Raw genomic sequence first — 24,550 nt, 5'->3', positions numbered from 1 at the left:
ATTACAGCATTATTACTACGTTTAGACTGCTGAACTTGCTCACAAGTTACAAATAATTTGTCAGGAGGTGTTACCTAGCATACTTCACGCTAACAGTTGCTTTAAAAGACAGGCTGCAATTAAGTGATTTTTTTAAGAGGGATTTCGTTTTTCATGGTCGTTGTTGCATCGTTCACCGCGCCTAAGATAACGGGAGAAAACTGACCTTTATCGTGCTTTTTCGTAAATTTAGAAATTTGCCAGAAACTTATCGCGGTCGCAATAAAACCGAATAAGATTTGCCAGCCTTCATGCAGTGAAGGAAGCATAATTTGCATGCTTGAAGTAGAAACAATTAACACGATTATTGGCAATAAGTAAACCAGCATAGAAGCGCCCATTAGCTGCTCTTCAGGGATCCCTAACTTTACAGTTTGCCCCTCTATCAACTCATGTGGACTGTTTAGTTGCAGTAATTCTGGCTTAGCAGTAAATGCTTTGGCCACGACACTTGTTCCGCAATTTTTATTCACATGGCAGGTGCCACAGGTTGTCTTAATTTGGGTCTCTATCCAAACTTGTTTGCCCTGTACTTTTCTAACAATGCCAGTTTCTTCAATCATATTTTTGTATTAATTTATCACTTCAATTGATTTTGCCATCAGCTGCGCCGTAACTAACGGAATATCACCGACAACAGTCACCTGTACTTTACCATCTGTGCGAGAGTGCACAGTGTTAGCACCGTTATTTAAATTGACGTCGTTCTGAAATACGCCTGTCGCCGCTTGAATATACACGGAAACATTGACTAGACCGTCGCTAAATAAACTATATTCCGCCACCTGCCCTGTTATCGCTAACTGATGAATATCCTGTTTTATCGCTTTCATACCTACCGGCAAAAAAGCCAACTTCCACTTGTGTTTTCTTTGCGGAGGATTAACCACGTTGATCACTCTCGGTAAGTTCTCTTGCTGCAATTGACTGAACGCATCTGCTACTCTGTCGTCAATTCGGAGTTGAGTAACTTGAATTTGCTGTAGGAGCTTACCATCAAGTCCGTGCATATTTAATTTCAACAGCATCCCGGTTGCTTCGTCTAACCACAAATTATAACCGTAGCGCGTTTTATCCGTGCTAGTAATTCTGATTTGTTGAGCCGAGCGGCCTGATATTCGGTTTCTGCCTACTAAGAGGAATTGATAACTCTTCAGGAGCTTATCAGGTTCATGAAGTAAGGCATACGGTATGGGCCCATCTATAGCACTACCGTACATACTGTAAGCAGGGTATCCAGGCTGAAAAACGCTGACCACACCATTGACCCGTATATTTTCAAAACCGGGGCCATTCAACAAACTAAGCTGTTCTATTTGAGTACTCTCGTCGACTTTGGCATGTCGCCATAAAAATGGTTGAGCATCTTTGCCTGGTATATTTAACACAAACGATATTTCGTAATTTAAGCTTGAGGTTTGTCTTGAAAGACGAGTCAACCAGCTTATAGCGGATAAAGGATCGAAAGTCTCGCCTCCGTTCAGCACGCCCTGAGCAATCTCACGCGCTACCGCCTGCTGGGTTTCTGAACTGAGTATTTTGTTTTCTTTCTTGGTTTCTTGCGCTTGTTGATTTACTTGCTCTTGCGCGGTCAAAATAGTGACCGCCGAACTTGAAAAAGAAATAGACGCAAGCATTCCCAAAATAATAAGAAGCAAACCCCGCTTACAGAGCACATTGCCGATACTCGCTCTAGTAATCACGTCTTTTACTCCAATTATCATACTACTTCTGTGCTTGCGCTTTTTCTACTTGTTCTATACTCGAGTCTAGGTTTTCTGTCTCTAATTTCTTACTTTGCCCAGCATTCTTTAGTTTAAGTTGACGCTGATGATCTTCAATCAAAGCATTAATTTGACGTTGCTGTTCCAGCAATATCGCCATACCTTCGCGGTCAACGCTCTCACTCGTGTTCAAGCTTACAGGAGCCAATCCGCCTTGTGGGCCGAAGCCAGTCGGTGCGGTTAAGAATGGCTGTGACTCTTCTGGTTGGTTGTAAGACTGATAACTAAATATCATCACAGCGGTTGCGCATGCGGCAACAGCTAGTTGACCACTCTGTTTAACCAAAGGAATTACACTCGCCACCACTGGAAGCTCACGCCAAGTGCGTTTTGGTGCAACCATTGGCAGCTCGTGTTCCAACTTCTTCGCAATTTGAGCACTAACATCAAAGTGAATGTCGACACTCATTTCGTTGCGAATGCAGTCTCGAGCCAAGTGATAACGTTTCCACTTGTCGGCGAGTTCAGAATCTTGAGTCAAGCTTAACGCTATCTCAGAGTCTTGGTGCTCACCGTCTAAAAATGCTGATAATTTTTCATGCTGTTGCGTCATATAACACATTCCTACTTTAACACCGCTAATGGATACATTGGCTTATAGCCGATAATATAATCAACCGTGTTTATGTTTGCACCAAAGGCAATATAACTTTGTCAATTGCTTCTCGTGCTCTAAAAATTCTTGATCGTACTGTCCCAACCGGACATTCCATCACTGCAGCTATCTCTTCATAGCTTAGTCCTTCAATTTCACGCAACGTAATTGCCGAACGTAAATCTTCGGGTAGCGCGTCAATTGTTGCGAATAGTTTTTGCTGTAATTCGTCGGATAGCAAAGCACGTTCTGGAGAATTATTTTCCTTTAATGCGTCGCTTCCATCGTAATAATCAGCTTCACTCGCGTCAACATCACTTGCTGGTGGCTTTCGCCCCTGAGATGTTAAATAATTTTTTGCACTGTTTACCGCTATCCTATACAGCCAAGTGTAGAAGGCACTTTCGCCTCTAAAGTTGGGTAACGCTCTGTAAGCCTTTATAAACGCCTCTTGCGTTACATCCGCGACGTCCCCACTGTTCTTCACGTACCTTGCTACAATATTCATCACTTTATTCTGATGACGAATAACTAACAAGTTAAAAGCGTTCTTATTGCCTTTCTGTACCTGTTCAACTAATTCTTGATCGGTCTTTTGCTCGCTCATTCGAGCCACTACTCCTAAAAAACATCACTTATGGCTCATGCAAGTGTAGTAATAGACAGACACTTGTTGGATAAGTTCGATATACAGCTAAAATAATTTATAAATAACCACTAGTTGTAATTTTTTACTAGATGATTAGTATGGCGATACATCACAATTCTACATGTTACTTGAAAAACAATCTATGTCTCAAACAATTGAACACCGCTGCGATTTATTAATCGTAGGCAGCGGCGCTGCAGGTTTAAGCCTTGCACTCAAAATGGCTGAATATTGTGACGTTATCGTCCTCAGCAAAAGCGACATCAACGAGGGTAGCACGCGCTATGCGCAAGGCGGTATTGCTGCTGTTTTTGACGACACGGACTCTATCGAAAGTCACATCAAAGACACTTTAGATGCCGGCGCCGGACTTTGCGATGAAGCTGTCGTTGCATTTACTGCACGCAATGCAAAAGAGAGCATGGAGTGGTTAATCAATAAAGGTGTTCCTTTCGATCAAGAGAAGAGCGAGAGTGGTGAAACTAAGTTTCATCTCACGCGAGAAGGTGGCCACAGCCACAGAAGAATTCTACATGCTGCAGATGCAACTGGCGCCGCAGTGCAAGAAACACTGTCGGACAATGTCGCGAACCACCCCAACATACACTTGTTCGAGCGCTATAATGCGATTGACCTAATTAAAAGTACGACGACGCCGGACCATTGTGTCGGTGCCTATGTTTGGAACCGTAAAAAAGAGCGCGTTGAAGTGATCAGATCACGATTCACTACGCTAGCGACGGGTGGTGGAAGCAAAGTTTATCAATACACTTCAAATCCGGATGTATCTAGCGGAGACGGTGTCGCAATGGCGTGGCGTGCAGGATGCAGAATAGCCAATATGGAATTTAATCAATTCCACCCTACCTGCTTGTTTCATCCTGATGCTGGAAACTTTCTTATTAGTGAAGCGTTGCGCGGCGAAGGCGCATTTTTGTGCCACAAAGATGGCACTAAATTCATGCATAAATTTGATGAAAGAGGCGATTTAGCCCCCCGTGACATTGTCGCAAGAGCAATTGATTTTGAAATGAAACGTCTCGGTGCTGACTGCATGTATCTCGATATCAGCCATAAATCTAACGATTTCATCAAAAAGCACTTCCCGAACATATACCGTCGCTGCCGCTCATTGGGAATAGACATCACGACTCAGGCAATACCCGTCGTTCCAGCTGCTCACTATACCTGTGGGGGTGTCGTTACTGATTTTGATGCTCGCACTAACTTGCAGAATGTGTATGCCATCGGAGAAGCTGCATATACTGGCCTGCACGGTGCAAACAGGATGGCGAGCAACTCTCTATTGGAATGCATCGTATTTGCTCATGCCGCCGCTAAACACATAATCAATCGTTTGGACGGAGATTGGATTGATGAGCCAATAAAAGCCTGGGATGAAAGCCGTGTTATCGACTCAGATGAACTTGTTATTATTCAACATAACTGGCATGAACTGCGACTTTTCATGTGGGACTACGTGGGCATTGTTCGCACCAACAAACGTTTAGAGCGAGCCTTGCGGCGCATTAACTTGCTAAAACAAGAAATTGATGAGTACTACAGCAACTTTAAGGTCAGCAATAATATGCTGGAGCTGCGTAATCTTGTATGCGTTGCACAACTGATTGTGACCTGCGCTATGGCCAGAAAAGAAAGTAGAGGATTGCATTACAACCTAGACTATCCGGACATGCTTGAAAAACCAGAGCCAACTATTATTCAAAAGAAACTTTGAGATTCTCAGCCCCCCAACACAGAAAGTATTGCGTGCTAAAAACCAGGTAATGCAGATGAGCTCTTTACAACGAGTGCTATGCAATCACTACCTTAGTGCGCAAGTGCTCTCTTGCTTTAGAGCGACTTTTTGACGTTAGCGAGAAGTCAATCTGATCGCCACCGCGATTGATGTTTAACTCACAGCTCGTAGGTAAATAAATGGGTTGTATAAATTGAGTAGAAAACTGCATTGGTGTTTGTGCTAATGCCCCTTTCCTATTTTCCATTTCTTTTTTTAAGACCTCTGATATACACAGCGCCTTGGAGTACATTCCGTGCGCAATCGCCTGTTTAAAACCCATTAATTTTGCCGTCCAGCGAGTCAGATGAATAGGATTAAAGTCACCAGAAACTCGTGCATACTGGCGACCAATGCCTAGAGGGAAATTCATATCACAGCTAATATCAAAAGGAGGCAAGACCTCATTAATTATTGGCATATTAGAAACATTTTTTTGCGCTATTTTGGTCTTCGAATTCGTTTCATCGATATTCACATTACTCGTCAAGTCGGTATTTTTATTAGTTTGAGCGTGCCGCTGCCGAGACAAATAGTAAGATGTAGCGGAAATAGCCAATTGACCATTCACAAACCCCTCACTTAAGAGAGCAAACACCCAACCACTCTTATGCCACGTTAATCCATTGAAGGATGTCTGCAGCAATAATTTAGCATTTTGTTCCGGTAAGTAGTTCACCTCGATATGATTGGCTAAATGCACCAATCCCATTGGTTTAAAGGGAAAAGGTTCGTTTATCATCATCTCAAGCTGCATAGGCAGGGACAAAACCTGCAAATAATTCGGATGTATTACGGATGCAATACCTAGCTTCCAATTCACAGCCTTATTGTATCGCTCACAGTGCACAGTATTTATTTGGATCTCTTTGCGCACAATGTTTTCGGGCAACACAGGTACATCACTATCAAGACGCTGTGGACTGTACATAGCCGCTTTCAATAAGCCCATGTTCATCATTTACTTGGTATTCCTAGGTTAGTTTCGAGCGTAAATTAAATTCTATTGCCGCATTTCGTGCAATTGCCGAGGTAAGCGCTCGGTAGTGCTGCTCACTTAGCTGCCACTTAAATAAGAGCGTCTGACTCTCGAGTTTCTGCTGCTTTGACTCTAATACTAAGAATATACAAAACTGCGTGCAGCGCGAGCGAAAGTCTAGTTGATAGTCCCCTTCGACTTTTGAATTATCAATGTCCAGATATTTATTCGCATTTTGCTTTTCATTATCAAATATTTTATCCATTGGCGCATCGCAGAGCAGTATTTCTTGCTGCCTCATGCATATTGCAAAATGCGTTGTTAATTTGGTATTGCTGCTAACTCGATACACAAACCAAATACTCAACATTGCGGTGAAGGCAAACTGCAATAAATATAGGTTCGGCGTAATCCCGTTTGGTAAAGACCAACAAAGCAAAAGCGGTACAACGCAGTAATTAAAAAAATCTACTAAACCGAAGTCATAGCGTGTTGCGGTGATAGTTATTATTGAATTAAACCTTAACTCTTTGCAGTACACGCTGCACCATAGCGGCAAAATCCGGGTCTTCACATTTTTGATGGCCCATGAACCACGCGAAAAGGTCGGGATCATCACAAGTTAGCAAACGTTCGAAAACCACTTTCTCGCCGTCAGTCAATTCATCGAAAGCCTGCTCAACGAATGGAAGGAACAACACATCTAACTCTAGCATTCCTCTGCGACATGCCCATTTTAACCTAGCGACCCTCTTTGCTGTAAACATTGGTAACCTCGTGCTTTAATTCGTTTGATAGTAGCATAACGCGGACAAATGCAGAACTGATCAAAAGATATTAAAATGTAGTCATATGAGCGTAAAAAATTCAAAATAAAAGCCGTCCGATGAATCATCATCTTGCAAACTAACGTACAATCCCAATATCGACTATACCTAGAGAAAAGAGTGAGCTTACTTCGTTCAACAATAACTGAACAGTCGGCAAATCTCGACTGCATTAGAGGCTACAAAATGTCATCTCAAAAAGAACTGATCGCAAAATTGACTAATCTGGGCTGTATTACATTTTCAGGTCCACAGGCTGCAGAGTATTTACAAGGTCAAGTAACCGTCGATGTTGCAAAGATGAACTCCCAAACTGCTCGGTTTGGCGCACACTGCGACGTCAAAGGTAAAACATGGTCTGTGTTCACAGCGCTATTAACGCATGATGTCTATCAGTTGATCATGCGAAAATCCGCACTTGAAAAAAGCATGGCCGAATTCAAGAAGTATGGTGTTTTTTCAAAAGTAGATATAAAGCAATCTGGCGATGACTTAAGCTTTTTCGGAGTGTCTGGCAACAACACAACCGCAGCTATTAGTGCATTGTTTACTGAGCTAAGTGATCAACATCTCAGCGTAGTTAATAACGAATTTGGCAGTGCAATATGCTTGAATATAAACGGCCCTCGATACTTGCTAGCGCTGAACGCAGAGGGCGCATCTATGCTAAGTCAATTAGCAATGCCTAATGCATATGCGGACGAAGGCGATTGGGACGCCATGAATATACGAGACGCGATCCCTTATGTAGAAGCCGAAACCAGTAACGAATTTGTGCCGCAAATGCTGAATCTGCAAGCAGTTTCCGGTATCGATTTTGATAAGGGATGCTACATGGGACAAGAGACCATTGCTCGCACAAAATTCCTAGGACGCAACAAAAGAGCTTCGTATATTCTCACCGCTGAGGGCGTTGAAATTGCACCGCATTTGTCACCTGGTATCGCTCTAGAAAAACAAGCCGGTGAAAACTGGCGCAGTGGTGGTACCGTTCTTCAAAGCGCAGTATATGAAGGCAATACGCTGATGTTAGCAGTGCTTGCAAATGACACGCAAATAGATGATGTGTTAAGATTAAAAGAGTTTCCAGAGCAGCAATTTACCGTAAGCGCTCTACCTTATAAATTAGATTAAAAATAGGATATAAGATGCAAATACAGAAAGATAATGTTGTTACCCTTCATTACACTGTAAGTACCATAGAGGGCGATATGATTGATTCCTCTCACGAAGCGCCACCAATGTCTTTTCTGCAGGGCAGTCATTTTATGATCGAAGGCATTGAAGATGCCTTAGTTGGAAAAACTAAAGGTGACAAATTTTCCGTCACTGTCAATCCTGACAAAGCCTACGGGGAGCGTCATGACGATTTAATACAAGAAGTTCCTGCTGACATGTTTGAAGGCATGGATGTTGATGTTGGAATGAGTTTCCGAGCAACCACTGACGATGGCGAGCAATCGGTTATTATCATCGACAAAACGGACACAACCGTGACCGTCGATGGCAACCACCCATTAGCAGGAATGTCGCTTGCCTTTGATGTTGAAGTTGTGGATGTTCGTGAAGCAAGCGCTGATGAAATAAAACATGGGCACGTGCACGGCGAAGGTGGTTGCGGTCACTCCCACTAATTTTTAACTAGCAGACAGCCTTTACGCTAGTTTTAATAAGCGAGTACATGTACTCGCAATATCTTTCGATTTAAACAATGCCAACGAAGACGCTAAATAGCGTCTTCGTCTGTTTCACCAGTGCGAATTCGAATAACTTGTTCAACGTTAAATACGAATATTTTACCGTCACCTATTTTACCGGTTTTTGCATGCGCCAAGATGGTTTCAACCGCTCTATCCAACAGATCGTCTGGCACAACCAGTTCGATTTTTACCTTAGGTAGAAAATCCACGTTGTATTCCGCTCCGCGATAGAGCTCTTTGTGGCCTTTTTGTCTACCAAACCCTCTCACTTCAGTCATCGTGATACCACTAACACCTATTGAAGATAGCCCTTCGCGAACATCATCCAACTTAAACGGCTTAATAATAGCTTCAATTTTTTTCATTAGTTTTGACTTTCCTTATTCATGATCATAAACGGTCGGGATAGGAAGACGCTTATGCTGTGTTTTTAAGTATATAGCTAAGAGTTTATCATCAGCAACTTTATCATCACTCTTGCCTTCTAAAAAGTCGTCGATTTGTTCGTAAGTTAGGCCTAATGAGGACTCATCTGACTTCTGTGGTGTCAGCGTTTCTAAGTCGGCAGTGGGCGGCTTTGTAATGATGTTTTCAGGCGCCCCCATATGCCGCGCTAAACTGCGAACTTGACGTTTACTCAAACCAAACAGTGGCGCTAAATCGCAGGCACCATCACCAAATTTTGTATAAAATCCCGTAATGTTTTCAGCAGAATGATCTGTACCCAGTACTAATCCATTCATTAAACCGGCTATATCGAATTGAGTTGCCATTCTTGTTCTCGCTTTGGCATTCCCTTTCACAAAATCGCTTTTTTCTGCTGAAAAGCTAGTTACGCCAGCAGCAAGAAGGCCGTTGACTGCGCTCTCATGTATTGCATCTGCCCCTGCCTTAATATTCGACGTTACGTGTAAACTTGGTTGAATAAAATCAATCGACGCTTGCGCATCATCTTCATCTGCCTGTGTATCGTAAGGCAATCTCACCGCAATAAACTGATAGTCGCCCTTAGATTCTTCATTCAATTCATTGACCGCCATTTGTGCGAGCCGACCCAATGTACATGAATCAATACCGCCGCTTATACCTAGCACTAGACTGCGTAAACCTGACTCACTCAACTTATCCTTTATGAATTGAGTTCGGCGTTGAATTTCATGTTCGACATCTATTTCAGGTAAAACACGCATCTCTTGGATTACTTCAGATTTCAACATGAACTCTTCCTTCTTGATTTTCAGATAAAAAAATTTGGTGACAAAAACGTAAACATGAACAATTAATATTGCAAACTTATGAAGTTAAAGCAATTTTTGAATTTAACATTCAGTAAAAGAGGAAACTAGCACTACTGAATGACGCTAATTGTTACATATTCAAATTATATATATTAATACAAGGTATTAACTAAGCTAACGAGCGTTGTTAGTGTATACGCATCAAAAATAAAAATAGAGTATAGTTGTACAATATTTATTGGGGGTCACAGTGCTAAATAACAAGCTTACCACGCAGGTTAGTAGAACCGTTCAAAAAGGCGTAACGCTTCTTGAAATGATGATCACATTAGCAATATTAGCGATTGTGCTAACGGTTGTCGCGCCCAGCATGCAGGATTTCCTAATTAAAAATAGGATAACGGGTGAAATTAACGAAATTAGCGGTGTTGTTCAGTACGCTCGTCACCTCGCTATTGATGAACAAATTAATGTCATTGTATGTCCCTCTGCTGATTTTGAAACGTGCGGAACAAATTGGAACGACCCCAAAATTGTATTTATAGATTCCAACACTGACGGTAATAGAAGCTCAGGTGAAGAGCTTTTGGTAACCACTGCGAAGGCATCTGATTCAACCAAAGTGACTGGGCCAAATGCTAATATCCACTTCAAGGATTCAGGGGCTGCTAGTCAAGCTTTTACGCTTCAGATATGCCCAATTAACAAAGATGAAACTTTCGCTAGAGCACTGTCGGTCTCTTTACAAGGACGCGTAAAGGTGAGCTCTGACTCTGATGACGACGGTACGCATGAAGATATGGATGGAACCGCGCTAACTTGCAACTAGAAGAAAAAAGCACCTTTAAATAGCAAGCGGCCAACATAACTTGACCACAAGGCTGTAGGATTTTTCGATGATGCAACACAATAGAGTGTTAACTATCTATGTTGGTCGATCAAAATAGGGTTGCCATCGGGATCTGTCAGCATAAAATTGGCGGGCCCCTTGTTGTTTTCACCAATCATCTGCCCACAATCAATGCCTTTGTCGCTCAGCATTTTTTGTAAGTACCTTACATCTATATAATCATCAATGTGTTTAGCGTTGGCATCCCATCCAGGATTAAACGTTAACATATTTTTTTCCAACATCCCTTCGAATAAGCCAATGACCTGATCGTTTGGGTCTTTCATAACGACCCATTTTTGATCCACATGCCCGGCCATTTGATTAAAACCCAGTTTTTCATAAAATGCTTTTGAAATTGCAATATCAGCAACTTTTAAGCTGATCGAAAGTAAGCCTAATACCATGCTTGTTTCCTTATTGTTCAGTTAACTTTGGGGGAAGTATAAAACATTATCCAAGCATATACACCGATGCTTGGCATCAACATCGGTGATTGTGTCATTTACACTTGTTTCAAAGTCTTTGCAAAACGTGTTCTGAGCGATCTAAAGATAAATAACAGGGCGATGGGTACCTATTCGACTAATTGGTCTTTGAAATTAAAGGTATATACAGCAATTGCTCGTCGCTCACCTGTAAAACGCTGCGTACTCGTTCTAAATCAGCCGTGGCCTGTGCCGGTGCATAAACGTTTATTGTTTTAGTTTCGACTGGGGATGTATTTACGCCCACACCATCAGTACAGTCATCATTATCACCACGGGCTTTGCTAATAACATTTGGACAATTGTCTATCACATCGGGGGTACTTTGAACTGTTTTATCTGCCGACTGCTTTACAATAAGCTTGCCGCCATAGTATCCCTGACCAGGCTTCAACTCGATAGGGGCGAGCGTACTAAGCGAAATGTCAAATACTTCTGAATCTTTGTTGGATGACACACATTTTAAATCACCAAATCTGTAAGTACCTGGCATCAATTCGACGAGAGCAAATACGCTGTCTTTAAATTGAAGCGATTCTGCAACTTGCCCTGAATGCGAGACTAATTCAATGTTAATCGCCCCGCACGCAAGATTGCTAGAAACTTGTAAAAGATAGCTCGCTGGCATGCTCTCTTGTCCCTTCGCGCTTGCTATTGATACACCTAAAACAAGCATTCCTCCCAATAAAAGTTTACGCATATTTATTACCTTTCCATTTGATTACGCTGTCTTGAAATTAGCACCGAAGGACTTCGGCGTATATTAAAATAGACGATATGCCTGCTCTATGCAACAGAATAGGTTTGTGACCGTAAGTAACGGTAACATCGCGGAGGAAGTTTAACAGTCGGCAAAACGCAAGAGGGAATAGGATGAAGGTTCACACTCACCTCCAAATTGAAGTGAGTGTGATAAAGCTATTATCAGTGAACTAGCAGGTCCAGCAAAACTCACTTGTGGCAATAGTGCCATTGTTGTCTTGATCCCATGCCTTACGTCCATCGCTGTAAATGAAAAGCGCACCGTCATCAGCCATTGAACCGCCAGAAATGGGTGTTGCCTTCAAACGAAATGTTATGCCGTTCGATGAAACGTCATCGATCGTCAGATCATATCTCTTGTTTGTAGCGGGTTCAGAGCTAGGTGAATGCGATGCGAATATCTGTGGTTTCCCCGTATTCGCGCCGCTCTCACCTGCCCCTTTATACGAAAAACTCGACGCATTGTGTCTTTCCATTGCAGCGGCGAAAGACATAAGATCAGCTTGCGCTGTGCTCCTTGCTGCGCCGTTTATCATATTTTGATAACTAGGAAATGCGATTGCAGATATTATTCCAATAATGGCAACTACAATCATCAATTCAATCAAGGTAAACCCTTGATGCGTTTTTCGAAACTTCATCTATTCACGCTCCACTTCAGTTTTCCAGGTATTTTTTTGGACTCGCTCAAACTTGCCATATATGTTTCTGGCCAAACATTCAAAGTCAGAACCACAGGCAACAACTGCGCCATTCTCGTCAGTTTCTATAACAGCCGACACACACTCAGCACCTAAACAAACAACAGGCTTAACGATGTTCTCTATCAGTATTTTTGTATCGGGTGCAATACCTGTTTGCTTGAGTAATGCGTACCTGTCTGTTGAATCGGTCTCATTATTTCTGTTCAAGTCCTCAACGGCATTTCCGTCAAGCAAATTGACCAGATAAGCCCTACTGTTACCTGTTGGTGGGGCGCAGGCGCTTTCACTAGAGCTAGCAGGCAAGTACGTTGTAAAGAAAACTTGGTAATCTAGTATTAGCGGCGACGCTAATACTTTTTCACCGTTCTGAGTCAATCTAATCATCCAACCGTCTTTAGATGCAAATAAACTGCGCTGCAATTCTTTTTCATCATCGTTACTGCTGGTAAGTAGATGTTCCGTAGCGTCATACAGGTTGCTTATAGAGAATGGTGTTGATGGCAAGACGTAATTATTAAACTCATCGCGCTCAAACACACCTTTGTCTTTTACCATGAAGAAACTATCTTCGATGGTTGTATTTAAAGGACCAGCTCTTAAACCAGAACCAATAGCCACTGCAAAGTAGTGGTCATCTGCCGTAGAAACTTCTGCGATATCAGGAGCGTAATAAAAACGACGATTGTTTTCAGGTAGGTCACCGCCGAACTGCGCCAACAATCCACCTTTAACTAAATTACTCGTGCTTTTGCCATTATAAATATCGAAACGGAATATTTGCCCCCCCATATCAGCAACGTACATATGATCGGCTAAGCCATCGTTATCACGGTCAATCACCGAGATCCGTGCAGGTATACTGTAGTTCATTTCCGTTACCGTCAAGTCGGCATCGGCGTTGCTAGCTGACCACAATAAATCACCTGTGTTTGCATCAATAATGTAAAGCGCATTACCAACAGTATCTTCACTACGATTTACTTTGGCATCTTGGCCTTCATCGTAGCCACCACCAATAATCATCACATCTTTGACGGTGCTACCAATCTTAACCTTGGTAATTGTTGGTCTTGACCACGATTGACCCATTTTTAGATAGTCGCCTTCGCCGCCATTAATCGTGAAGACTATTTTTGGATCTAACTTATCTGTGACATCAACAGCATAATAGTTGTTGCCGCCACGACGCATGCCAATGTAGATATATTTTTTATCGCCATATTCACGATATACCATATCGCCATCTAGCCCATATATATGGTTAAACGAACTACTGTTTCGATAAAATTCATTGAGATTTGTCATCAACTCCTTGGGCATGATTGCAAAGTTTTCTTCGCCTGTTTCGGCGTCGATTGAATGCAAGAAACCATGGTTAGTTGCTACAAACACTGCGCTATCAGTGGCACTATAGTTAACAATGACCGGCTGTGAATGTATTGGGTCGCCTATTTGCAAACGAACATCTGTTGTTGAGCCGTCACCGTCGTCATCTCTAACATCGACGCCTCTAGCCCATTTCAATACCACTTCCCTAGTACCTACAGGGTCTATGTCGGGATCAAGAGCTAGGTCTGCATCAGTAATATCTGTATTACTTTCTGATACTTGATTTTCCGGTATCATCACTGACCCAGTACCATTAAAGAAATACACTTTTCTTACTAGATCTAATCTGCTTGCTGCACCACCTTGACGCACATCATTGCCATCTTGCGTTGTAGACCAATATGAATGAGAGTTTTCAGAGAAGAAACCTGATCCACTATCCACCGCATTTACGCCATTTTTATCAAGCACTTTATCGCCACTGATTCGATACTTTTTCAAGTTACCTGGCCAAAGTGTGCCCTCAGACGGCTTAAACAAGGCAAAATACAACTCATCTCTATGGGTGAGTCGGTTTAACTGGTTTACAGCGACACCCGGCGAAACGAAGGTCGCATTAACATCTTTAACGTTGCGCAATATAGCTTGGAACGCCTGCACTAAATCTTCACTGTTATCAGCTTGATAGAAACCGCCACCACCTTGCAATGCAAGCTGATTCAAAAAGTTATTTGCCGTGGAGTTTGCAGCAAAACCAATAGTATGGGTTACTACACGCGCACCAATGGCTGAGTCTCCCGCATCACTTATATTTTTAACCAGATCGATACCGCACTTTTCTCCACCGCTACCAGCACAACTTGTGCCCAGTAAAGTTTGAATTTCGCCAACACTATGGTTGTTATTAGCTTCACCATCAGACAATAAAACGATGTGATTATTTACTTGGCATTGCAGATCAACTACAGGAGAAATGTATTGCGCACCAACAGGAATATATTCTTGAATACAGTTAGAGCTGCTCAAATCATCTTCAGTACAACCAGCTGGACGCACTGCATCGCTACCAGTATATGATGCTCTATGACTTACTCGGGTGCTTCTGCGAACGCTACTGCTAACCGAATCTTCACCACGTTTACGACCATAATAAACTTCTCGGCCTCCAAAATACATTGCGGCCTCATACAAAGTATCCACAATCGGCGTTAATCCGTTTGCCGTTAATTCATCGACTTTACTCATAATGTGTTGACGTACAGTTGCCGATGAACCTGGGGTTGCATTACCTTCAAATTCAATAACCAACCTTGCGGCACCAGAAGGTTTGCCACTCGCCGTGTATGCACCACGATATGACCAATCGAAATCGGACATCACAAACATCATACTGTTACCATTATTCCAACCAGTACGATTAACCGTTGCTTGTACCATGCTAGTAAGCGATGGGGATTTGTAATCTCGATCCGTTAGCCACTGCCCAATATTAGCCCAATTTACGCCTGCGCTTTTTGGTTTATCTCGCAGCAAGTATCGAGTATAGTTATTCCGTCTACCGGAAAACATTCTACCAGGGTCATCTTCTTGTACTGCACGAATAACCATTGAACCATTACTACTAGCGCTATTTCTATTTGCGGTAAACTCTAAATACGCGTTCGAAATATTGGCATTTTTAGGTACATTGATATCAGTGAAGCGCAATCCAATATAGCTGTTAGAGTCTCGATAAAACGTCAACTCTGTTCCGGTGCTTTGATAACCGTTGGACTGTTCTTCTGCATTTTCGCGTTGCGACGTTACCTGATAAATAAGACGCTCTCGCATGCAACCTGTTGCAGTGCTTTCGTCATAAGTAAGCATTAACTGTGGCGTTCTGCCATTTCCAACTTCAAGTGAAGAAGTTTTGCGAGCGCTCGATGATACTGCGCTAGTGCCCTCGATAAGCAAATTGAGACTATTGCCGCCACACCAATCGCCACGATTAACAACTTCTTGGATAACAGCACTAATGTCAGGAGAAAGGATACTTTCATCCGATAGAGGAAAATTATTATCTGTGTTCCAAACCACCTCAGAGCCGGTAGTCGAACGACTAGATATATTCCTGTCCTCGCTAGTGAAAGTTGTTGAGTTACCCACCGACTCAGCTCTAAAAGTCAAAGTCGCATCTGAGGTATTTAATGCTCTTGACGTAAAGCGCACGCGAGCGCTTGTAATCACTGCACCTCGGGGAATACGCAAATCTTGATAACGCAAACCTGTGTAAACAGTTTCTGTGCCTACGGTAAGATTGAGTTCATTAGAAGTAAGCGCAACATTCTCGTTAATTTCGTTTGCGTCGTCTGAACCAGAGGTAATTGGAACAATAATTTCAGGTGATACGGGCGAGTCAATTCCTCGCACGGGGAATAAAACAGGACCACCAAAGTCAGAGAACCGCATCAAACCTGCATTAATATTGGTTGCCGAACCTAAAGCTGTCTTCAAGGCGTTTTGCACACGTAACATTCTAGTTTCGTCAGTGTCATCCCTAGATCCCATCGAACCTGAACTATCCATGATAAATAGGACATTAGGATTATATGTGCTTGCGTTACCCCCAGTACCTAAGTAGATTTCTAAGTCGTCGCCTAATGCACTCATACTGATAAGAATAGTTAACAGGAATGCACTAACCGAACTTGTAACTCTCTTGATTGACATACCTAATACCTCACTTCGATGATGGTGCAAAAACTGCTGCACTCATTGTATTTGCGACGGCATAATTGCTGCCCGCAGTTTTTCCACAACCTCTAACCATAAACACGTGACAGCTTATATTGCTGCCACCAATAACGTTACTTGAACCTCTACATGCTTCTTCTCTCACGAAAACGCTTTTAGACCAGCTTGTTGTTGCAGGATTTGTTCTAAAATTTCCCGTCGTTGTGTGCATCTTTCCTCTCGTTAAACCGTCGTTGGTGATAAAACGGTCAGCACGATCATTGTCAAAACAACTTAATTCATCGTTGGCTAAATCTAGTGCATCCAATTGCCTTGCTTCAGACAAAGGATCTGTTTTCAAAGGGTTTGCTAGTAAAGACTCATCTTCTGACTCGTAAACCACCCCAGCTAACGCCGCTTCAGCAGCATCAAAAGCAAATGATTTTCGCTCTAATGACGCCGCCATTTTAGTTTGCAGCATACCGCTAGAAACCGAGGCAACGCCTAAAATAGTTAATGACATCAACACCAACAGTGCGAACACCATAACGACACCTTGCTGATTCTTCATGCCTTACTCCTTACGAAATTTTTCATATTTCTCAGTGTTATTGTTGTTTCGAATGATTTATACAGGCCGTTGTCGCTGGGGGTATAGTTTGCTTCATTTAGCAGCCTAAACGACGGCTTAGTTTCTACCGTGATATCGCTGTCAGCGCGCACAACTAGCGCAATGCGCAGAGCGACAATTGTTTTTCCATCGTTTATTGCGTTCTGAATATCGTCAGCGGTTACAAAACGGGTCGGGATTGCTGATCCTGAGGTTGATGCCAAGTCAGTGACGCCATAGGTCACTTGAAAGTTGACCACGTCGTCTAAAATAGTCATTGATTTATGACTATTATGACCTTCAGCTGCCTTCTGTCCGCGCAAATAACGACCATCAAAACCTCTGCACTTTAATTTATTATCATCAACAAAATATTCGTTAACCACATAAAACTCTTCATCGTTTGCATAGCCGAGGACATAACCTCTACAATCCATATTACTCTGCAGACTAACAACTAAGGTGTCATTGCCGCCGTTACTTCCTTGAATGGCACCCAACGTCGTTCTCACTGCAAATTCATTTGGTAATATAACTGGATGATTACGCACAAAGTTATTTTCGTTAACGATATCGACATTAAGATTAAGCTTCGGATTCATTTGGTCATATAGCCCAACCATCAGCATCTCTGCGCGCAAACGGTTAATAATAAAACGCCCACTTTCTTGCGTGGACGCCATTGCTCTATTTAATTTTTCAGTAACTGAATTGCTGACCATAATTTGAATTACAGCACCTGCTATGACAAGCCCTAAAGCCATCGATATCATTATTTCTACTAGCGTAAAACCTTTTTGATGTCTATTATTGACGCCTACACTGCTGCGTTTATTGATAAACAAGCTCATAAGGCAACCTCAATAACAACACAATCATTAGAATCACCAGTAGTCTTGTTGCAGGCACTATTCAGCACTCTTTCATTGCCCTGCCAGTTGCGCACAGGCCAGCTAACTATCACCTCGTGAATAGAACCTGCAGTACATAAATCGGTGTCACCCAAGTCTTTATCTGTGCAGCTAAGGCTTATTTTAGCGTTTGGATTATTGCGCACGGCGGCACAAGACATTTGATACGCATCGAACTCAGCTAATTCTGCTGAGTTACAATCTCCAGTTTGACAATTAGCAACAGCGGAAGGATGAGCCTTGCAATGACAGTCATAAGCACTTGCACCCGCTGTTGAACAAGTTAAGTTGGCGAAGTTATAGATGTCCTCGTCAAAGTATGCATTGTCGACAACAAAACCATCGGCTACATCAGATGACATGGCGTTTGCATTCAAACGCTCACTAAACTGCTGCGCTACAAAAACGGCCTGAGTACGATTCAAGGCGTCAGCGTTAGAAAAAGAACCAACAAATTGCAGTGATGCAACGCCCAGCAATCCAATTGATAAGATAAAAAGAGTGACTAATACTTCAATCATGCCCAGCCCTCTTTGCGAGCGCTTTGATTTTCTTGCCAATTGATGAGTCAGTTTATTCAGCTTCATAGTTATTCAAAAACAATTTTTCCATGTCATCAGCCTACATGAGATGCACGGGTAGTTGGTTATCTTGGATAAGTCTAACGTATTAAAAACGTATCGAAACTGAACTAAAGTAGGTTTGGAGCGAAGATGCCGCCGCAAAGCACGTATTAACTGTGCTCTGCGTCGGTGTATTAGTTTAAAGTGTGTCTAAATTTGCTTGATGCGGAGCTCTTTTGGCACTGCAAACTCGATATTCTCCTCTCTTCCAGGGCGCTCAGATGAATTAACGGCTCCCCAGCTAAGCAGCTTATCCACCACTCCTTTGACCAGAATCTCTGGTGCTGAAGCGCCCGCTGTTACACCAATGTGATGTGCATTCGCTAACCACTCTTTTTGAATACAGTTTGCATCGGCAATCAAATACGCTTCAGCACCAATTTTTTCTGCTAATTCTCGTAATCTATTCGAATTAGAACTGTTTTGTGCGCCGACCACGAATAGAATGTCGCAGTCGCCTGCTAACTCCCTCACGGCATCTTGTCTATTTTGCGTTGCATAACAAATATCGTCTTTGCGTGGGCCGTCAATATTTGGAAATTTTTGACGCAATGCATCTATTACATCCGCTGTATCATCGACGGAAAGCGTTGTTTGGCTGCAGTAGTAAAGAGCGTCAGGGTTATTCACAGATAAGGTTTCTACGTCAGCAATCGATTCAACCAGATAGATGCCGCCATTAGGGTTATCATATTGGCCCATTGTTCCTTCAACTTCTGGATGCCCTTGATGGCCTATCAGAATGCACTCTGTGCCTTTCTTACTGGCTCGCATTACTTCCATATGAACTTTTGTCACCAATGGGCAGGTTGCGTCAAACACTTTCAGTCCGCGTTCATCAGCCTCTGTGCGCACCGCTTGCGATACACCATGTGCAGAAAAAATCACAATTGTGTCATCAGGTACTTCTGTTAGTTCATCGACAAACACTGCTCCACGCTCTTTCAAACCATCTACAACGAATTTGTTATGCACCACTTCATGACGCACATAAATAGGCGGTCCGAACATTTCTAGAGCACGTTCAACGATAGTGATTGCGCGATCAACTCCGGCGCAAAACCCTCTGGGGTTAGCTAAATGTATTTCCATCTTACTTTGCGCTCGCAGTTCTAACTTCAATAATTTCAACGTCAAATGTTACGTTTTGGCCTGCTAAGGGATGATTAAAATCGACAGTGACAGAATGGCCCGCAATGCTTCGAATAACACCAGGAAGCTCAGAACCATCGGGTTGAGAGAACCCCATAATCATGCCCTCTTGTATAGGGGTATCGGTACTGAATTTTGTGCGATCGACATAGTAGATGTTGTCAGGGTTTGGCATACCAAACGCATCAACTGCCTCCAGCAAAAACGATTTTTTATCGCCCGCCGCGAGGCCACGTAAACAGTCTTCAAAGTTTTTGGTTAAACTGCCGTCCCCCATAACCATTTTCGCAGGTTTGTTATTCACTCTTGTACTGTCAGCGGCTGATCCATCAGAGAGTTTTAAGTCGAAATGCAAGATAACTTCGGAGTTATCTCCAATGACTAAGGTATTATTTGTCAACGTCATTTGCCTCTTTGTTAATAAACATATCGATGATAAGTAAGACAGCGCCTAAAAATATTGCAGAATCTGCAATGTTAAACGCTGGCCAATGTGAAGTACCATAGTAAAAATCAAGAAAATCAATCACATAACCATGCATAACACGATCATAGACATTGCCCAATGCGCCACCTAAAATGAATGAAAAAGCGACAGGAAGCAAAATTTGATCGCGAGTTGTACTTTTCAACCACCACACTATCAAGCCACTAACACCTAGTGCAATTGCACTGAGAAAATAACGCTGCCAGCCGCCAGCATCATAAAGAATGCTAAACGCAGCACCGTAATTATGTACGTAGGTAAAATTAAAAAACGGTACAATTTCAATTGACTCGTAAAGCGCCATAGATTGAACAACCGCTTGCTTGCTCCACTGGTCTAAGACCACCGCAATAATGGAGATCCAAGTAAATCGCAATCCCGTATTTTTAAAGACATTAAGCATAGTGGCGAACTTCTCCATCACCATCAACATTGTCGATACATCTATTACACAGTTCAGGATGTTTAGGATCGCTGCCGACTTCCGGTTTATGGTGCCAACAGCGAGCACATTTCTCACCATCCGCTACCAGCACATCGACAAATACATTGGAGTCATTCAACGCAATAGCGGTCTCTGTCTTCTCACTCAAGCTTTTCACTTCAGCTTCAGAAGTAATAAGAACAAAACGAAGCTCGTCTTTTAACTTCGCTAGCACACTTGCCTTTTCCTCATTCACGTAAACGATGACTTTCGCTTCAAGTGAACCACCGATGGTTTTTTCATTACGCGCTTTCTCAAGCGCACTGTTTACCTCGGTTTTAATTTTCATCGTTGTTTGCCAGAAATCGTTATCGAGAGAACTCGTGGTATCAGCCGCCGGTAAACCCGCATACCAAGTACCTGTAAACACAAATTCATCTCGCTCGCCCGGCATTGCTTCCCACACTTCTTGTGCGGTAAAACTCATCACAGGTGCCATCCAGCGCACTAAAGCTTCAGCAATATGATACAAGGCCGTCTGGCATGAACGTCTGGCTAAACCATCCGTTTTAGCCGTGTACTGTCTGTCCTTGATGATATCGAGATAAAAACTACCCATTTCAATGGAACAAAACTGCATCAATGTTTGGCACACGACTAAGGTATCGTACTGCTCGTAGCTTTCCAATATCTGCTTTTGTACTGCCGATGCACGTGTTACTGCCCACTGATCCAATGCCACCATTTCTTCAAACGGCACGATGTCGCGACTCGGCTCAAAGCCATTTAAGTTGGCGAGTAGGAATCGACAGGTGTTACGGATACGGCGATAAGCATCAGCGGAACGCTTCAAAATTTCGTCTGAAACCGTCATTTCACCGCGATAATCAGTTGAGCCAGCCCACAAACGTAGAATGTCTGCACCCAGTTTATTGGTCACCTCTTGTGGGGCGATCACATTACCTAAAGACTTCGACATTTTTTTACCATTGGCATCAACAGTAAAACCATGTGTTAGTACTTCTTTGTATGGCGCGTGACCATGCATCGCTGTCGATGTCATCAATGAAGACATAAACCAGCCGCGATGCTGATCAGAACCTTCTAAGTACAAATCAGCACCAGCCGGAATATCATCGCGCTTATCGACGACAAAATAATGCGTTACGCCAGAATCGAACCAAACATCCAGTGTGTCTGTGACTTTTTGATATTTTTGAGCGTCAGTGCCAATTAGGCTCTCTGCTTCCATGTCCCACCAAGCTTGAATGCCCTTTTGCTCAACTTCCAACGCCACTTTTTCAATAATTTGTGCTGTTTGCGGGTGCAACTCACCGGTTTCTTCGTGGACGAACAAAGTAATTGGCACGCCCCACGTACGCTGACGTGAAATACACCAGTCTGGGCGACCTTCCACCATGCTTTTAATGCGCTCTTCACCCCAACCTGGGATCCATTTGGTTTGCGCAATTTGTTCGATCGATTGCTTGCGTAAGCCATTTTTGTCCATGCTAATGAACCACTGCGGAGTAGCACGGAAAATAATCGGCGATTTATGGCGCCAGCAATGCGGGTAGCTATGCTCATATTTAATCTGCAGCGCTAGAGCACCTTTTTCGGCTAGTGCATCAGCAATGGGCTGATTAGCCTTGAATACATGCAACCCAGCAAACAAAGGTGTGTTCTCAAGAAAAACGCCATTGCCGCCAACGGGGTTATAGACTTCAATATCGTATTGCTTACCTACATTAAAATCGTCTACGCCATGTGCAGGTGCAGTATGAACGCAGCCAGTACCAGATTCGGTAGTAACATGCTCACCTAATATCAATGGCACTTGAATAGGGTTCAGAGGGTGATTTACCTTCAAGTTTTCAAGGGCAGCTCCGGCGCACGCACCCACAACGTTGAAATCTGTGATCCCGTAACGGCTCATGCAGCTTTCCACTAAATCAGCTGCAATAACGTAATTTTCTTTACCTGTTTCAAGCGTAACTTCAACTAATTCATAACTTAGCTCTGGATGTAAGCTAATTGCACGGTTAGCAGGAATAGTCCAAGGTGTTGTTGTCCAAATGACGACCGAGGATTTTACTTGCTGCAAACGCTCAGGGTTAACACCAAACGCATCAGCAAAGGCGGCGTGGTCTTTAATTTCAAACTTTACGTCAATGGCTGGAGAAACTTTGTCTTGGTATTCAACTTCCGCTTCGGCCAATGCTGAACCGCAGTCAGTGCACCAATGAACCGGCTTGAAGCCTTTCTCTAAATGGCCTGACTCAGCAATTTTACCAAATGCCCTGATGATGTTGGCTTCTGAACTGAAGTCCATCGTTTTATATGGGTTCTGCCAATCACCCAGCACGCCCAAACGAATGAAGTCAGTGCGTTGCCCGTCAATCTGACGCTCAGCATAAGCTCTGCACTTTTCGCGAAACTCTGCGACCGTGACTTTTTTACCAGGCTTACCTACTTTCTTCTCTACCATAAGTTCGATCGGTAGACCATGGCAATCCCAGCCTGGAACGTAAGGGGAATCAAAGTCAGACAAGGTTTTTGATTTAACGATAATGTCTTTTAGAATCTTATTAACCGCATGACCAATGTGAATATCGCCATTTGCATAAGGAGGGCCATCGTGCAAAATAAAAGGTTTTTTACCAGCTTTTGCGCTTCTGATCTGCTCGTACAGTTTTTTCTCTGTCCACTGTTTCAGCATTTGCGGCTCGCGATTAGCCAAATTACCACGCATTGGAAACGCCGTCTCAGGCAAGTTTAGCGTCGGTTTATAATCAGTCATATCTGGTTTTCCACTTCTATAAGTATGTTTTTATAAATTTAATACTGGCTTCGTTATTTCAAGCCCTTAAATATTGAATATGTCTCGTGCCGCTTGTGCGTCACGTTTTATTTGTTGGTGCAGCTCTTCAAAATTGTCGAACTTTTTCTCATCTCTGAGCTTTTGTTTAATAGCGACTTCTATAAAGGTTCCGTAAAGATCTTGCTTAAAATCGAATAAATGCACTTCCAGCTGTGATCTCGTTCCACTAACCGTAGGCCTATTGCCTATGTTTGCAACCCCTTTATAGCGCTGCTTTCTAATAATTACCTCAACGGCAAAAACACCACTAACAGGAGATTTGCATCGCTTTAGCAAGACATTTGCGGTTGGAAAACCGATGGTTCGGCCTTTTTTATCTCCGTGATTCACTCGCCCAGCAATAGTGAAGTCACGTCCGAGCATTTCTTTTGCTAATTCAAAATCGCTATTAGCCAGTGCTTCACGAATTTCTGTCGAACTAATTCTGCAGTTCGCTAATTTAAAACTCTGAGTGCTGACAACGTTAAAGCCTAAATGTAAACCAGCCTCTTGCAGCATTTCAAAATTTCCTCGGCGCTGAAAACCAAATCTAAAGTCGTCACCTACCACTAAAAATTTAACGCCTAGCTTCTCAACCAACAAATCTTGAATAAAACTTTCAGGGCTCATTCCGGCAAAGGCAGGGTTAAACCTGACGCAAACAAGACGATCAATACCGAGAGCTTTGAATTGCTCATACTTGTCACGAAATCGAGACAACCTAGCAGGAGCGTGGTCCGGAGCAAAAACTTCTTCAGGTTGCGGCTCGAAAATCATTACGGTTGACGCCAAACCGAGCGCTTTTGCTTTCTCTACCAAATTAACAATGACAGCCTGATGACCTAAATGGACACCATCAAACTTACCAATAGTTAATACACACTTTTGATGCTGTTGTCGTAGATTGTGTAGGCCTCGAATTAACTGCAAACCACCTTGCCTTTTGATGTTTGAATGATGCATTCTTCGCGGTTCTTAACAAGAACCGAG

The 24,550-nt window shown here is 42.9% G+C and carries 25 protein-coding genes; 4 read left to right on the top strand and 21 right to left on the bottom strand.

Translation table 11 applies throughout. From position 1 onward, the window contains the following. Positions 1–119: 119 nt before the first annotated feature. The 4 genes from GNIT_RS05150 to rpoE form a co-directional block, all read right to left on the bottom strand. On the bottom strand, positions 120–602 hold the full coding sequence (locus tag GNIT_RS05150; RefSeq protein WP_014108090.1) for a SoxR reducing system RseC family protein: 483 nt from the start codon (positions 600–602) through the stop codon (positions 120–122). 9 nt (positions 603–611) lie between these two features. After that, a complete protein-coding gene (locus GNIT_RS05145) occupies positions 612–1,763 on the bottom strand; it encodes a MucB/RseB C-terminal domain-containing protein (protein WP_014108089.1) in 1,152 nt (383 codons plus the stop codon). Position 1,764: 1 nt separating this feature from the next. Beyond that, entirely contained in the window at positions 1,765–2,376 is a 612-nt protein-coding gene (locus tag GNIT_RS05140) for a sigma-E factor negative regulatory protein (protein WP_014108088.1), read from the bottom strand. Between the two features lie 70 nt (positions 2,377–2,446). Further along, positions 2,447–3,025: an RNA polymerase sigma factor RpoE gene (gene rpoE / locus GNIT_RS05135; protein WP_014108087.1), complete on the bottom strand. Its 579-nt coding sequence runs from the start codon at positions 3,023–3,025 to the stop codon at positions 2,447–2,449. 184 nt (positions 3,026–3,209) lie between these two features. On the opposite strand from rpoE, the gene nadB reads away from it, so the two are divergent. Beyond that, positions 3,210–4,805, top strand: a complete 1,596-nt coding sequence (gene nadB / locus GNIT_RS05130; protein WP_041246659.1) for an L-aspartate oxidase — start codon at positions 3,210–3,212, stop codon at positions 4,803–4,805. A 76-nt stretch (positions 4,806–4,881) separates the two neighbouring features. Here the strand turns inward: nadB and GNIT_RS05125 are convergent, their stop codons facing one another. From GNIT_RS05125 to GNIT_RS05115, 3 genes are all read right to left on the bottom strand, one after another. Next, the gene (locus tag GNIT_RS05125; protein WP_014108085.1) at positions 4,882–5,826 is read right to left on the bottom strand and encodes a MaoC family dehydratase; all 945 of its coding nucleotides are present in this window, start codon (positions 5,824–5,826) and stop codon (positions 4,882–4,884) included. A 13-nt stretch (positions 5,827–5,839) separates the two neighbouring features. After that, positions 5,840–6,109 (bottom strand): hypothetical protein, encoded by a 270-nt coding sequence (locus GNIT_RS18070; protein ID WP_158307648.1) that lies wholly within the window; start codon positions 6,107–6,109, stop codon positions 5,840–5,842. Between the two features lie 250 nt (positions 6,110–6,359). Next, entirely contained in the window at positions 6,360–6,611 is a 252-nt protein-coding gene (locus tag GNIT_RS05115; RefSeq protein WP_041246306.1) for an FAD assembly factor SdhE, read from the bottom strand. 246 nt (positions 6,612–6,857) lie between these two features. Between GNIT_RS05115 and ygfZ the strand changes: the two genes are divergently transcribed. Next, the gene (ygfZ, locus tag GNIT_RS05110) at positions 6,858–7,805 is read left to right on the top strand and encodes a tRNA-modifying protein YgfZ (RefSeq protein ID WP_041246305.1); all 948 of its coding nucleotides are present in this window, start codon (positions 6,858–6,860) and stop codon (positions 7,803–7,805) included. A gap of 14 nt (positions 7,806–7,819) precedes the next feature. Further along, a complete protein-coding gene (locus tag GNIT_RS05105; RefSeq protein ID WP_014108081.1) occupies positions 7,820–8,305 on the top strand; it encodes an FKBP-type peptidyl-prolyl cis-trans isomerase in 486 nt (161 codons plus the stop codon). Between the two features lie 92 nt (positions 8,306–8,397). Here the strand turns inward: GNIT_RS05105 and GNIT_RS05100 are convergent, their stop codons facing one another. Beyond that, a complete protein-coding gene (locus GNIT_RS05100) occupies positions 8,398–8,736 on the bottom strand; it encodes a P-II family nitrogen regulator (protein ID WP_014108080.1) in 339 nt (112 codons plus the stop codon). 15 nt (positions 8,737–8,751) lie between these two features. Then, positions 8,752–9,588, bottom strand: a complete 837-nt coding sequence (gene nadE / locus GNIT_RS05095; protein ID WP_014108079.1) for an ammonia-dependent NAD(+) synthetase — start codon at positions 9,586–9,588, stop codon at positions 8,752–8,754. Positions 9,589–9,859: 271 nt separating this feature from the next. On the opposite strand from nadE, the gene GNIT_RS05090 reads away from it, so the two are divergent. Beyond that, entirely contained in the window at positions 9,860–10,438 is a 579-nt protein-coding gene (locus GNIT_RS05090; RefSeq protein ID WP_083822414.1) for a GspH/FimT family pseudopilin, read from the top strand. 92 nt (positions 10,439–10,530) lie between these two features. Here GNIT_RS05090 and GNIT_RS05085 read toward each other — a convergent pair whose 3' ends face one another. The 12 genes from GNIT_RS05085 to ribF all read right to left on the bottom strand — a co-directional run bounded on the left by GNIT_RS05085 (position 10,531) and on the right by ribF (position 24,523). After that, positions 10,531–10,905 (bottom strand): VOC family protein, encoded by a 375-nt coding sequence (locus tag GNIT_RS05085; RefSeq protein WP_014108077.1) that lies wholly within the window; start codon positions 10,903–10,905, stop codon positions 10,531–10,533. A 178-nt stretch (positions 10,906–11,083) separates the two neighbouring features. Next, positions 11,084–11,686 (bottom strand): hypothetical protein, encoded by a 603-nt coding sequence (locus tag GNIT_RS05080; protein ID WP_014108076.1) that lies wholly within the window; start codon positions 11,684–11,686, stop codon positions 11,084–11,086. Between the two features lie 232 nt (positions 11,687–11,918). Then, positions 11,919–12,389, bottom strand: coding sequence for a type IV pilin protein (locus tag GNIT_RS05075; protein WP_014108075.1), 471 nt, complete (start codon positions 12,387–12,389; stop codon positions 11,919–11,921). After that, positions 12,390–16,490 (bottom strand): PilC/PilY family type IV pilus protein, encoded by a 4,101-nt coding sequence (locus GNIT_RS05070; RefSeq protein WP_014108074.1) that lies wholly within the window; start codon positions 16,488–16,490, stop codon positions 12,390–12,392. A 10-nt stretch (positions 16,491–16,500) separates the two neighbouring features. Continuing rightward, positions 16,501–17,064, bottom strand: coding sequence for a pilus assembly PilX family protein (locus tag GNIT_RS05065; protein ID WP_014108073.1), 564 nt, complete (start codon positions 17,062–17,064; stop codon positions 16,501–16,503). Beyond that, complete coding sequence (locus tag GNIT_RS05060; RefSeq protein WP_014108072.1) at positions 17,061–17,954, bottom strand: PilW family protein; 894 nt, start codon at positions 17,952–17,954, stop codon at positions 17,061–17,063. The genes GNIT_RS05065 and GNIT_RS05060 overlap by 4 nt, the downstream gene beginning before the upstream one ends. Further along, positions 17,951–18,601, bottom strand: a complete 651-nt coding sequence (locus GNIT_RS05055; RefSeq protein ID WP_014108071.1) for a prepilin-type N-terminal cleavage/methylation domain-containing protein — start codon at positions 18,599–18,601, stop codon at positions 17,951–17,953. The genes GNIT_RS05060 and GNIT_RS05055 overlap by 4 nt, the downstream gene beginning before the upstream one ends. A gap of 186 nt (positions 18,602–18,787) precedes the next feature. Continuing rightward, positions 18,788–19,729 carry a 4-hydroxy-3-methylbut-2-enyl diphosphate reductase gene (ispH, locus tag GNIT_RS05050; RefSeq protein WP_014108070.1) on the bottom strand — a complete coding sequence of 314 codons (942 nt, stop codon included), beginning with the start codon at positions 19,727–19,729 and terminating at the stop codon, positions 18,788–18,790. A 1-nt stretch (position 19,730) separates the two neighbouring features. After that, positions 19,731–20,195, bottom strand: a complete 465-nt coding sequence (fkpB, locus tag GNIT_RS05045) for an FKBP-type peptidyl-prolyl cis-trans isomerase (RefSeq protein ID WP_014108069.1) — start codon at positions 20,193–20,195, stop codon at positions 19,731–19,733. Beyond that, the gene (gene lspA / locus GNIT_RS05040; protein WP_014108068.1) at positions 20,179–20,679 is read right to left on the bottom strand and encodes a signal peptidase II; all 501 of its coding nucleotides are present in this window, start codon (positions 20,677–20,679) and stop codon (positions 20,179–20,181) included. The genes fkpB and lspA overlap by 17 nt, the downstream gene beginning before the upstream one ends. Continuing rightward, a complete protein-coding gene (gene ileS, locus GNIT_RS05035; RefSeq protein ID WP_014108067.1) occupies positions 20,672–23,500 on the bottom strand; it encodes an isoleucine--tRNA ligase in 2,829 nt (942 codons plus the stop codon). The genes lspA and ileS overlap by 8 nt, the downstream gene beginning before the upstream one ends. Positions 23,501–23,566: 66 nt before the next feature. Continuing rightward, complete coding sequence (gene ribF / locus GNIT_RS05030; RefSeq protein ID WP_014108066.1) at positions 23,567–24,523, bottom strand: bifunctional riboflavin kinase/FAD synthetase; 957 nt, start codon at positions 24,521–24,523, stop codon at positions 23,567–23,569. Positions 24,524–24,550 lie beyond the last annotated feature (27 nt).

Source organism: Glaciecola nitratireducens FR1064 (genome assembly GCF_000226565.1).
GTDB lineage: Bacteria > Pseudomonadota > Gammaproteobacteria > Enterobacterales > Alteromonadaceae > Glaciecola > Glaciecola nitratireducens.
Note: the sequence above shows the minus strand (reverse complement) of the source record. Positions and strands in the feature narration are given on the sequence as shown.